At 68.6% G+C, this 12071-nt stretch carries 10 protein-coding genes; 6 read left to right on the top strand and 4 right to left on the bottom strand.

The features are described from left to right. Positions 1-98 precede the first annotated feature (98 nt). Both ACUYM2_RS09005 and lplAB read left to right on the top strand, forming a co-directional pair. Complete coding sequence (locus ACUYM2_RS09005; protein WP_056739465.1) at positions 99-356, top strand: type B 50S ribosomal protein L31; 258 nt, start codon at positions 99-101, stop codon at positions 354-356. A 142-nt stretch (positions 357-498) separates the two neighbouring features. Continuing rightward, positions 499-1602, top strand: coding sequence for a lipoate-protein ligase LplAB (gene lplAB, locus ACUYM2_RS09010; RefSeq protein ID WP_481599762.1), 1104 nt, complete (start codon positions 499-501; stop codon positions 1600-1602). A 16-nt stretch (positions 1603-1618) separates the two neighbouring features. Here lplAB and pepN read toward each other — a convergent pair whose 3' ends face one another. Together pepN and ACUYM2_RS09020 are read right to left on the bottom strand one after the other, a co-directional pair. Next, positions 1619-4228 carry an aminopeptidase N gene (gene pepN, locus ACUYM2_RS09015; RefSeq protein ID WP_481599763.1) on the bottom strand — a complete coding sequence of 870 codons (2610 nt, stop codon included), beginning with the start codon at positions 4226-4228 and terminating at the stop codon, positions 1619-1621. A 50-nt stretch (positions 4229-4278) separates the two neighbouring features. After that, the gene (locus ACUYM2_RS09020; protein ID WP_481599764.1) at positions 4279-5313 is read right to left on the bottom strand and encodes a YeiH family protein; all 1035 of its coding nucleotides are present in this window, start codon (positions 5311-5313) and stop codon (positions 4279-4281) included. A 110-nt stretch (positions 5314-5423) separates the two neighbouring features. Between ACUYM2_RS09020 and ACUYM2_RS09025 the strand changes: the two genes are divergently transcribed. The 3 genes from ACUYM2_RS09025 to ACUYM2_RS09035 are packed head-to-tail and all read left to right on the top strand — an operon-like array spanning position 5424 to position 8786. Further along, positions 5424-7019, top strand: a complete 1596-nt coding sequence (locus ACUYM2_RS09025) for a circularly permuted type 2 ATP-grasp protein (protein WP_481599765.1) — start codon at positions 5424-5426, stop codon at positions 7017-7019. Continuing rightward, the gene (locus ACUYM2_RS09030; RefSeq protein ID WP_056739454.1) at positions 7012-7938 is read left to right on the top strand and encodes an alpha-E domain-containing protein; all 927 of its coding nucleotides are present in this window, start codon (positions 7012-7014) and stop codon (positions 7936-7938) included. Before ACUYM2_RS09025 ends, ACUYM2_RS09030 begins: the two co-directional genes overlap by 8 nt. After that, a complete protein-coding gene (locus ACUYM2_RS09035; RefSeq protein WP_481599766.1) occupies positions 7935-8786 on the top strand; it encodes a transglutaminase family protein in 852 nt (283 codons plus the stop codon). The genes ACUYM2_RS09030 and ACUYM2_RS09035 overlap by 4 nt, the downstream gene beginning before the upstream one ends. Before the next feature lie 39 nt (positions 8787-8825). Here ACUYM2_RS09035 and ACUYM2_RS09040 read toward each other — a convergent pair whose 3' ends face one another. Then, positions 8826-9311 carry a pyridoxamine 5'-phosphate oxidase family protein gene (locus ACUYM2_RS09040; RefSeq protein WP_481599767.1) on the bottom strand — a complete coding sequence of 162 codons (486 nt, stop codon included), beginning with the start codon at positions 9309-9311 and terminating at the stop codon, positions 8826-8828. 161 nt (positions 9312-9472) lie between these two features. On the opposite strand from ACUYM2_RS09040, the gene ACUYM2_RS09045 reads away from it, so the two are divergent. Then, complete coding sequence (locus ACUYM2_RS09045; RefSeq protein WP_481601450.1) at positions 9473-11170, top strand: GAF domain-containing sensor histidine kinase; 1698 nt, start codon at positions 9473-9475, stop codon at positions 11168-11170. Between the two features lie 72 nt (positions 11171-11242). Here the strand turns inward: ACUYM2_RS09045 and ACUYM2_RS09050 are convergent, their stop codons facing one another. Continuing rightward, positions 11243-11974 (bottom strand): response regulator, encoded by a 732-nt coding sequence (locus tag ACUYM2_RS09050; protein ID WP_481601451.1) that lies wholly within the window; start codon positions 11972-11974, stop codon positions 11243-11245. Positions 11975-12071: the final 97 nt, after the last annotated feature.

Raw genomic sequence — 12071 nt, forward strand, 5'->3', positions numbered from 1 at the left:
TTGATATCTGGCCGTGCTGCGTCTTTGGGCGCCGGGCAGCCACTCCCACTCATACCTGGCAGCTGGCAAAATCCAGTTGCGCGAACAAAGGTCCAATTATGCAGTCTGATATCCACCCGAAGTACGAAGCTGTTGTTTTCAACGACCTGGCTTCCGGCGTCAAGTTCCTGACCAAGTCCACCGTGTCTTCCTCGAAGACCATCGAGTGGGAAGACGGAAACACCTACCCGGTCATCGACGTCGAAATCTCCTCCGAGTCCCACCCGTTCTACACGGGCAAGCAGCGCATCATGGACTCTGCAGGCCGCGTCGAGCGCTTCAACGCTCGCTTCAAGGGCTTCGGCGGCAAGAAGTAACTTCTTCCCCCCAAGGTCTTCTGGAAAAGCCCGCACCGGAAACGGTGCGGGCTTTTTGCGTCCCGGGGGCCGGCCGGGTGCGGTCCCGCTGCCGGGCGGGCCGGGTTCTGTTCCAGCCGGGCAGTGGGGCAGGATTAAGGGCATGACTTCCTTTCCTTCCCCCGCAGCGTCCAGCACCGAGGACGACGGCGGCCTGCGCCATGGCGAGTACAAGGTGCCCGGCGGCAAGCTGGTGGTGGCCGACCTCGACGTCGTCGACGGTGTCCTGGCCCACGTCTCGATCAGCGGGGACTTCTTCCTTGAACCCGACGAGGCGCTCCTGGCCATCAACCGCAGCCTCACCGGGCTGCCGGTGGACGCCGGCGCGGCGGACCTTGCCGCGGCCGTGACCGCAGCCCTGCCGGAGGACGCCGTGCTCTTCGGCTTCTCCGCCGAGGCGGTCGCCATCGCGGTCCGCCGGGCCCTGGCCAAGGCCACCGGCTGGGGTGACCACCACTGGAACATCATCGGCCCGTCCGTGCTGCCGACGCACGTGAATGTGGCGCTGGACGAGGTCCTCACCGAGGAGGTCGGCGCCGGGCGCCGCAACCCGACGCTGCGGTTCTGGGACTGGGAGGAACCGTCCGTGGTGATCGGCAGTTTCCAGTCCGTCCGCAACGAGGTCCACCCCGACGGCGTCAGCCGGCACGGCATCAGTGTGGTCCGCCGGATCAGCGGCGGCGGAGCCATGTTCATGGAGGCCGGCAACTGCATCACCTATTCGCTCTACCTGCCGCAAACCCTCGTGGACGGCATCAGCTTCGCCGACTCCTACGCTTTCCTGGACGCGTGGGTCATGGCAGCGCTGGAGAAGGTCGGCATCAACGCCTTCTACGTGCCGCTCAACGACGTCGCCACCGACCAGGGCAAGATCGGCGGTGCCGCGCAGAAGCGCCTCGCCAACGGCGGCATGCTGCACCACGTCACCATGAGTTACGACATCGACGCCGACAAGATGGTCGAGGTGCTGCGGATCGGCAAGGAGAAGCTTTCCGACAAGGGCACCACCAGTGCCAAGAAACGCGTCGACCCGCTGCGGCGGCAGACCGGGCTGGCCCGCGCCGAGATTGTCGCCGCCATGATGGAGGTCTTCGCCGAACGGTACGCGGCGACGCCGGCGGACCTCACCGAGGCCGAACTCGACGCTGCCCGCCGCCGGGTGGAGACCAAGTTCGGCACCACGCAGTGGCTGCACCGGGTCCCGTAACGGCCCCGGGTGGCGCCTAGCCTGCGGCCTGCGCCGCGAGTGCCCGCAGTAACTGGGCGCGCTGTTCGATGATGATCCGGCGCAGAGCCCGCGGTGCGTCCGCATGTCCGGCCAGCCACTCGTCCGTCCGGGCGATCACCGGGTGCTCTCCGGGGGTGCCGCCGCTCCGGCCGAGATCCTGGCCGGCCGGGTAGAGGCTGCGGACGATCCGGCTGGCGATCTCGATGCTGCGGGTCGCCCAGACCCGTTCGAGGCACTCGAAGTAGGGCTCCACATAGCCGTCCAGCAGGGCCGCCGGCGCGGTGTTGAAGCCCGCAATGGTGGCGCTGAGCAACTGGTTGGACAGTGCAGTGCCGTGGACTGCGGCGTCCCAGGCGGCATCCTTGACCGCCGGGTCGGGACGGGCCGCGAGGGCCGTGGCGTGGCCGGACTTACCGGAGGCCGTGTTGTCCCGGGCCAGCTCGGCGTCCAACTGCGCAGGGTCCGCCTGCCCGTTGGCCGCGAGGGCGTGCCAGAGGCTCCAGCGGAGCTCCGCGTCGACGGAGAGACCCTCGAGGACGGTGCTGCCGTCCAGCAGACCCCTGACCAGGTCCAGCCGGCCGGCGTCGTAACGGCTCGTGGCGGCCACGGTGCGGGCCCAGGCCAGCTGCTGGTCGGAGCCGGGCGCCGCGTACTCGAGTTCCGCTACGGCTGTGCGGAGGAAGCCGCTGCGGACCTCGCCCCGCGCGGCCGCGGGAACGTAGCGCTCGATCGCCGTCCCCGCGTTGGCCAGGACATTAAGCAAAACTCCGATTCCGGTCTCGGCGGGGCCGAAACGCTGAACGGCCTCGACGTAGCGGGCCGCGGGCGTGACGGCGTCCCGGGCGGAGTCCCACAGGGCGGTCCAGCACAGGGCCCGTGCCATCGGATCCACGATCGAGCCCAGCGAACTACGCACGGTGGCCTCCGAGTGCGGATCCAGCCGGACTTTGGCGTAGCTGAGGTCCTCGTCGTTGACCAGCAGCAGCGCCGGGCGGGTCTTGCCCGCGAGCTGGCCCACCAGGGTGCGTTCACCGTCGACGTCGGTCTCCACACTGTCGGTTCGTACCAGGACGCCGGCGTCGTCGGGGTTGTAGAGGCCGATCCGCAGCCGGTGCGGGCGCGGCTCCTGGCGTCCGGTGATCGGGTCCTCGGCGTGCTGGAGCAGGGACACCGCGCCCAGTACGCCGTCGTGCTCGTCGATCTCGGTGGTCAGAGTCGAAATTCCGGAGGTCTGCAGCCACTGCCGGGCCCAGGTGGCGAGGTCACGGCCGGAGGCAGCGCTGAGCGCAGCCAGCAGGTCCGCCAGGGTGGTGTTGCCGTACGCGTGGTCGCGGAAGTACTGGCGCGAGCCGGCGATGAAAGCCTCGAAGCCCACGTAAGCCACCAGCTGCTTGAGCACCGAGGCGCCCTTGGCGTACGTGATTCCGTCGAAGTTTTGCTTGGCGGCCTCGAGATCCGGGATGTCCGCGACGATCGGGTGGGTGGTGGGCAGCTGGTCCTGGACGTAGGCCCAGGCTTTGCGGTTGTTGGCGAAGTTCACCCAGGCGGTCGCCCAGTCCGTGGTCCGGTCCACCCCGAGGGTCCCCATGTAGTCGGCGAAGGATTCCTTGAGCCACAGATCGTCCCACCACCGCATCGTGACGAGGTCCCCGAACCACATGTGTGCCATCTCGTGCAGCAAGGTGTTGGCCCGCGCCTGGTACTGCGAGTCGGCGGCCCTGGAGGTGAAGACGTAGCTTTCCGTGAACGTGACCAGGCCCGGGTTCTCCATGGCGCCGAGGTTGTATTCGGGCACGAACGCCTGCTCGTACTTGCCCCAGGGGTACGGGTAGTCGAAGAGTTCGTTGAAGAAGGCCAGGCCGTTCCGGGTCAGCCGGAACAGTTCCGCCGCATCGAAGGACGGCGCCATAGAGGCACGGCAATAGAGCGCCAGCGGCACCTCCAGTGCCGTCCCGTCCGCGAGCGTCCCGTGCCAGGTGTCCTCGGCCTTGAAATACGGGCCGGCGAGCACTGTGGTGATGTAGGTGGACATCGGCCTGGTCGGGGCGAAGTCCCACCGGCTCGTTGCCGGGTCGCTGGTCAGCTGGGTGCGGAGCGTTTCTGCGCCGTTGGAGGACACCTGCCACCCGGATGGGGCCATCACGTGGAAGGTGAACTCGGCCTTGAGGTCGGGTTGTTCGAAGTTCGCGAACACGCGCCGCGCGTCGGCCGGTTCGTACTGGGTGTAGAGGTAGCACTGGCCGTCGGCGGGGTCGAAGAAGCGGTGCATGCCCTCGCCGGAGGTGCTGAACAGGGCGGTGCCGGTGACCGTGACCTGGTTCTCGGCCTGCAGGTTGTCCAGGCGGATCCGGGAGCCGTCCACGACGTCGGTCACGGGCAGGCCCTTGCCGTTGAGGAAGACGCTGTGCACCGAGCTGCTGATGAAGTCCAGGAAGGTGGACGCACCGGGCTCGCTGGCGGAGAAGGTGATGACGCTGCGGCTGGTGTAGCCCGCAACCGCGGGATCCGCCGCCTGGCGGACGTCAAGGGAGACGTCGTAGCTGTGGGTGGTGATCAGGGCTGAGCGGGTCGCCGCTTCGTCACGGCTCAGGTTCTGGTTCGACACTCCGCTATCTAATCACGGGCGGCGCGCCAGGGCCGGAAAGCGGCGGGCGGTCAGCGACCGGGGATAAGGACGACGGCGGCGCCCAGTCCCAGCGCGGCGATCAGCAGCCACGACGCCAGGGCGGCCAGCAGGGCGGGGGTCCCGGTCCGCAACAGGTGCCCGACCCGGACGGCCGACCCCAGGCCGAACAGCGCCATGCCCAGCAGCACGTCCTGCAGCACCGCGGCGGCCCCGAGCAACCCGGGGGAAAGCCAGCCGGCGGACCGCAGGGCAGCCATGGCGATGAACCCCAGCACGAACAGCGGCACGATCGGGGGAAGCTTCCCGCCGGCGTCGGACCCGATCCGGTGGTGGATCCCGGCCGCGGCGACCATGGGTGCCAGCAGCAGCACCCGGGTGAGCTTGACGATGACGGCGACGGCGAGCGCCGATGCGCCGGCGGTCTGCGCGGTGGCGACCACCTGACCGACGTCGTGCACCGATGCGCCGGCCCAGGCTCCGAAAGCCTCCGGGCCCAGCCCGAGCGGCCCGATCAGCAGCGGCAGGACGCCGATGGCGAGAGTGCCGCAGAGCGTGACCAGGGCGATCGGCAGCACGGTGTCCTGCTGCCGGATGCGCCGCACCGCGGCCATCGCGCCGATGGCGGAGGCGCCGCAGATGGCGAAGCCGGTCGCGAGCAGCAGGGAGACGGGCGGCGGTAACCGGAACAACCGGCCGATGCCGTAGGTGCCGGCGAACGCCGCCAGCACCACGCCGGTGATGACCAGCAGCGCGGGCACGCCCAGGCCGAGCACATCGACCACACTCACCTTGAGTCCCAGCACCACGATGCCGCTGCGCATCAGGTGCTTTCCGGCGAAGTCCAGCCCTGGCCGGCCGGCCCCGGCGCTCCAGCCGGACACGCCGGGCAGGTTCGCGGCCAGCAGCCCCAGCACCACGGCCACGGTCATGGCCGGCAGCGCGGGCAGCAGCAGGTGGACGGCGAGGGCGGCAGCGACGGCGGCAGCGCAGGCGAGCAGGCCGGGCACCAGCGGCTGCACGCGGCCCGGGCGGGGGTGCGGGAAAGAGGGACGGATCAAAGGCACGCACCCAACTTTGCCCCAACCGCCCGGCAAATATTGCAGCGTGGGCCGCAACACGCCCCGCGGGATGCGCCGAAATGATTTCGTAACGAAAAGGTGGTTGGCTAGTGGGCATGTCTGACCTTTTCCAGGATTACTCCGAGGCCGCCGGCCGCAGCGGCGCCTACGACGAGATGTTTACCCCGGACCAGGAGGCCCGGCGCTCCTACGGGCAGGTGGCCGGGGCGTTGCAGGAGCTCTCGCTGGCCGACGTCACGGCCCGCGCCGACTCCATGGCCCGGACCTTCCTGGACCGCGGCGTGACCTTCGACTTCGCGGGGGAGGAGCGGCCGTTCCCGCTGGACATCGTGCCCCGGGTGATCCCGGCCGACGAATGGACGGTCCTGGAACGCGGCGTGGCCCAGCGCGTGCGGGCGCTCGAAGCCTTCCTCAACGACGTGTACGACAAGATGACGGTGGTCTCCGACGGCGTCATTCCGCGGCAGCTGGTGACCACCAGCGCGCACTTCCACCGCCAGGTCCACGGCTTCGAACCGGCCGGCGGCGTCCGCGTCCACATCTCCGGCATCGACGTCGTCCGCGACGCTGCGGGAACCTTCCGGGTGCTGGAAGACAACGTGCGGGTGCCCTCCGGTGTCAGCTACGTCCTGGAGAACCGCCGCGCCATGGCCAAGGGCCTGCCGGAGGCGTTCGGCCAGCAGCTGATCCGCCCGGTGGAGGAATACCCGCGCCGGCTCCTGTCCGCGCTGCGCAAAACGGCGCCGTCCGGCGTCGACGATCCCACCGTGGTGGTCCTGACCCCGGGGGTGTTCAACAGCGCGTACTTCGAGCACACCCTGCTGGCCGGCCTGATGGGCGTCGAACTGGTCGAGGGCCGCGACCTAATCTGCCGCGGCAACCGGGTCTACATGCGCACCACCGCCGGTGAACAGCGCGTGGATGTGATCTACAAGCGGATTGACGACGAGTTCCTCGACCCGCTGCAGTTCCGCTCCGACTCCATGCTCGGCTGCCCGGGACTGGTCAACGCCGCCCGAGCCGGCGGCGTCACGATCGCCAACGCGGTGGGCAACGGCGTCGCGGACGACAAGCTGGTCTACAGCTACGTGCCGGAGCTGATCCGGTATTACCTCAGCGAAGAGCCCGTCATCGCCAACGTGGACACCTTCCGGCTCGAGGAGAAGGAGGCCCGCGAGCACGTGCTGGACCGGCTCGACGAGCTGGTGGTCAAGCCGGTGGACGGTTCCGGCGGCAAGGGCCTGGTGATCGGCCCGGACGCGTCCAAGGACGAGCTCGAGGCCCTGCGCAAGCGGATCATCGCGGACCCCCGCGGCTGGATTGCGCAGCCGGTGCTGCAGCTCTCCACCGTCCCCACCCTCAGCGGCGACAAATTCGGCCCGCGGCACGTGGACCTGCGGCCCTTCGCGGTGAACGACGGCGACGACGTCTGGGTTCTGCCCGGCGGCCTCACCCGGGTGGCGCTCAAGGAGGGGTCCCTGATCGTGAACTCCAGCCAGGGCGGCGGCTCCAAGGACACCTGGGTACTGGCGGATTCCCCGCAGGTCCCGATCGAGGTCATCCCGAGGCCCGCCATCGCCGTCCGGGAGCGGGTATCGGTCTGGCCGGTGGAGAGCAACTGGCGCGACAGCCAGAAAGAACAGCAACAGCAGCAGATGTCCGACGCGCAGGAGGTAGCCGCGAATGCTTAGCCGAATCGCCGAGTCGCTGTTTTGGATCGGCCGCTATGTCGAACGTGCCGACGGTACCGCCCGGATCCTGGACGTCCACCTGGAACGGCTCAACCATTTGCCAATGGAGGAACAGCGCAGCGTGGCGCAGGAACTTCTCGCCGTCATGGGTGCCCGGCCGCAGTCCGAGGAGTTCGGCCTCGATGAGCTGCTGCACGCGCTCGCCTACGACAAGCACAGCGCCACCTCGATCGCCGGTTCCCTCGGCGCCGCGCGTGAGAACGCCCGGCGCGCCAGGGAGACCGTGTCCTCCGGGCTTTGGGAAAGCCTGAACACCACCTATTACGGCCTGAACCAGCACCGCAAGGACGTGGTGGGCACGTACCGCTTCTGCAACTGGGTGCTGGAACGCACCGCGATGGTCAGCGGCCTCGCGGACACCACGGTCAGCCACGACGAAAGCTGGCTGTTCCTGGTGCTGGGCCGTTCGCTGGAGCGGGCCGACATGACCGCGCGGATGCTGTCCACCCGGGACGTGCTCTCTGCCGGCATGTCCTGGGTGAACATGCTCCGCTGCGCCGGCGCCTACGAGTCGTTCCTGCGCACCCGTCGCGCCGCCTTCGGAGACCAGCACGCGGCCGAATTCCTGCTGCTGGACCGGCTCTTCCCGCGGTCCATCGTCTACGCGCTGCGTGACGCCGACGATTGCCTCGCCAAGCTGGACCCTTCGGCCCAGCGCGTGGGCTTCATCAACGACGCCCGCCGGATCGTCGGCCAGGCCCGGACGTTCCTGGAGTTCCACCGCACCGACGACCTGATGTCCGAACTGCCCGAACACATGGAGCGCGTGCAGAAGGCCGTGTCGCAGGCCTCGGACGCCATTTCCCGTAAGTACTTCAATCAGGCAGACGAACTGGCCTGGGTGGGAGAAGTTTCATGACCCGGCTCAGCATCACCCACAAGACCGCGTACGCGTACAACAAGCGGGTCACGCTCTCGTACAACGAGGCACGGATGACGCCGCTGACGGACCCGCAGCAGGTGGTGCTGGAGTCCTCGATGAAGGTTTCGCCGTCGCAGGCGGCGCTCAGCAGCTACCGCGACTATTGGGGCACCCGCGTGACGGCGTTCGACATGCAGATGCCGCACGACCACCTCGAGGTCCTCTCCACCACCACGGTGGAGGTCCACCGCGTGGAGCGGATCCCGGCCGAGGCGGACATTGTGGGCTGGGACGTGCTCGCCGCGCCGGAGACGCTCAACCAGTTCAGCGACTGGATCCCGCAGTCGCAGCTGACCGGACCGGGCCCCGGGGTGCTCGCGATCGTCCCCGGCGTCGTCGAGGGACGCAACCCGCACGAGGCGGCGATGGCCGTCTTCGAATGGATGCGCGGCGAGATGAGCTACATGAAGGGCTCCACCGGCGTCACCACGAACGCCGAAGAGGCCTGGAACCAGCGCCAGGGCGTCTGCCAGGACCTTGCACACCTCGCCATCGGGGCGCTGCGCAGCTGCGGGATCCCGGCCCGGTACGTTTCCGGCTACCTGCACCCGCGTTCGACGGCGGATCTCGGCGAGCCGGTCGCCGGGCAGTCCCATGCCTGGCTGGAGTGGTGGGACGGCGAGTGGCGCAGCTGGGATCCGACCAACCACAAGCCGGCCGGGGACTTTCACGTGACTGTGGCACGCGGCCGGGACTACCGCGATGTGCCGCCGTTGAAGGGCATCCTGTCCGGCGGCGGGGGCTCCGCGCTGTCCGTGACGGTGGAAATCACCCGGCTGGCCTAAAACACGTCCAACCCGCAGAGGCGCTATCCGGACCCGGTGCTATTCGAAGCCGGAGCGGGTCGCGTCATCCAGCGGCGTCCACCAGGTCAGCGGCGGAACAATCTTGAAGCGCCGCCCGGTGACGGAGTCCGGCGTGATCCGGACGAAGTGCTCCTTCTTGCCCGCCTGCCAGGGAAACAGCAGCAGACCCACCGTGTCCAGGACTTCTTCCTGGTTCTTGACCGCGGCGGCCTGGCCCTTGACGACGACGCTCCAGGCAATGCCGCTGTCCGCGTCCACGCCGTCCGCCTCAACAGCCACCGGGGTGTCTCCGGTGGCGGCCTGCAGCTTGGTGCCCTCCGCGGTGCGGAACACCAGGGTTCCGTGGTCCACCTTGTAGTTGATCGGGAAGATGTCCGGGTGGTCATCCACCCAGACGGCCATCCGGCCCACAGTGACGCTCCGCAACAGCCTCCAGCACTCGTGGTTTTCCAGGTTTTCCACTTCGTGGGGCTGGCCGGCGGCAGCTTTCGGATCAGTGCTCATGGCGGCGAGCCTACGTCAGCCCGCGGCGGTCGGGCTAGGGCATAACGGCCCGGCGGCGTAATAAAGCTCACCCACTTTTGGGTCCCGGTGCTGCGGATGGGGGTATTCTGGCAACACGGCATCGGCGCGGATGTGGATGGTGAGAATTGGGGCCAATGAAGATGCATTCACCCGGTAACAGCCCGGACATTGTCAGCTCCGGCAACCCCCGGATCGAGGACCTGCTCAAGGATTTTGTCTCCCGCGCCGGCGAGCTGCTCCAGTCCCAGGAGCGTATGGCGGGCCTGCTCGAAGCCGTCGTCGCCGTGGCCGAGGACCTCAGCCTGGACGCGGTGCTGGAACGTGTGGTGCAGTCCGCCTGCGGCCTTTTGCATGCCCGCTACGGCGCCCTGGGCGTGATCGGCGATGACCAGGCTCTCAGCCACTTCATCACCGTTGGAATCGACGGCGAACTCGCCCGGCAGATCGGCCCGCTGCCCACCGGGCACGGGGTGCTGGGCCTGCTGATCCGGGATCCCCGGCCGCTGCGCCTCCATGACCTGCGCAAACACCCGGAGGCCTACGGTTTCCCGGAGCATCACCCGCCCATGCAGGCCTTCCTCGGTGTCCCGATCCGGGTCCGGGACACCGTCTTCGGCAACCTCTACCTGACCGAGAAGGAAGGGGGCGGCGACTTCACCGCGGAAGACGAGGCGCTTGCGGTCGCGCTGGGCGCGGCCGCCGGCGTCGCGATCGAGAATGCGAAACTCTATGACGACTCCCGGCGCCGCGCCCGCTGGCTGGAAGCCTGCATGGACGTCTCCGGCCTGATGCTCGGCAGCGACCGGGACTACACCTCGGGCGGCCTCGACCCGATCGCGGCCCGGGCGCTGCAGGAGTCCGACTCCCAGCTGGCCCTGATCGTGGCCCCGGCCGTGTCCGGTCCCGGCTATGTCGTGGCGGGTGCCGCGGGGGAGCGGGCGAAGAACTTCACCGGCAAATCCCTGGCCCTTGACGCACCCGAGTTGCAGGACGTGCTCAACGGCGGCGAACCGGTGATGTTCGAGCACACCGACGGGATACTGGAGGGCGCCGACGGCGGCCGCCTGGGCCCGCTGCTCGCGGTCGCCCTCAGCACCCAGGGCGCGCACCACGGGCTGCTGCTGCTGGCCCGCAAACCGGAATCGCTGCGCTACGCCCGCACCGATATCGAAATGGGAGCCGTCTTCGGCTCGCATGTGGCACTGGCCCTGGAACTCGCCCGTGTGCACCGGCTCCGCGAAGAACTGCTCGTCTTCACGGACCGGGACCGGATCGCCCGGGACCTGCACGACCTGGTCATCCAGCGCTTGTTCGCCGCCGGGCTGAGCGTCCAAAGCCTGACCCGGTTCACCAAGGACGAACTGGCAACGGAACGGATCCGCAACATCACCGGCGAACTGGACGAAGCGATCCGCAGCCTGCGTGACACCATCTACTCGCTCAAGAGCAGCAGCGGGGAGACCGAACTGCTCAGCGGCAGGATCCGGCGCGTCACCCGCAGTTCGGCCAAGTCCATGCCATTCACGCCCCGGCTCACGCTGACCGGGCCGGTGGACGCGGTCACGCCGGACAAGGCGGACAATGTGGTGGCGGTCGTCTCGGAAGGACTGAGCAACGCCATCCGGCATTCCGGCGCGGACGCCATTTCGGTCTCCGTCGCCGTCATCAAGGGCCAGGTCACAGTGGTCATCACGGACAACGGTTCCGGGTTTGACGACAGCCAGGAACGCAACGGCCTGGCCAACCTGGAGGACCGGGCGCGGATGCTGGACGGCCAGTGCCTTATCACGACGGCGCCGGACGCCGGGACGAGCGTTGAATGGTCCGTCCCGCTCTAGCCGGGGCGGCCTGTCCCGCTCTAGCCGGGGCGGCCTGTCCCGCGCTTGGCGGGGGCCAGTCCGCCGGGGCCGTCAGCGCGCGCTGTGCTGCCGGGCGGTGTCGGCAGGGCCACCCGACTGGCTGCCGGCGCCGGCCGGGCTGGCGATGAAGACCGCAGCCTGGGTCCGGCGTTCGAAGCCGAGTTTGGCCAGCAAGGACGAAACGTAGTTCTTGACGGTCTTTTCGGCCAGAAACATCTCGGCCGCGATCTGGCGGTTCGTGAGCCCGCCGCCGACCAGTTCCAGCACCCTGCGTTCCTGCGGAGTGAGGGCCGCAGTGCGCGGATCGACCTCTTCGGCTTCGACCAGGCTTTCGACGATTCCGGCGGCCACGCCGTCCTCAAAGAGGGATTCGCCGGCGGCGGCGCGGCGCAGCGCACCGATCAGGTCGGTGCCGCAGATTTCCTTCAGTACGTAGCCGGAGGCGCCGGCGAGGACGGCCCCCCGGAGGGCCTGTTCGTCGTCGAAACTGGTGAGGATGATGCAGTTCAGTGAGGGATCAATGGAGCGCACGTCACGGCAGACCTCGATTCCGGTGCCGTCGGGCAGCCGGGCATCCAGGACGCAGACGTCGGGGTGCAGCGCCGGGATCCGGCGGGTCGCCTCCACCGCTGATCCGGAGCTGCCCACCACGAGGAACCCCTCGCCCTCCAGCAACTCCTGTAGGCCGCGGCGGACCAGTTCGTGGTCGTCGAGGATGAACACACGGATGACAGCCGGGTGGCCCTCGGCTGCAGTGAGACCGGCATCTGCCCAGGCAATCATGTTTCTCCCGTCAGGGCGCCGTTGCTGCCACGCTTCCCACGGAGTTCCCCAGCTCTCGTCGAAGGTGCGCAGCAGACTTCGTCCGTCCATCTTGTGC

Source organism: Arthrobacter sp. SD1074B (assembly GCF_056780195.1).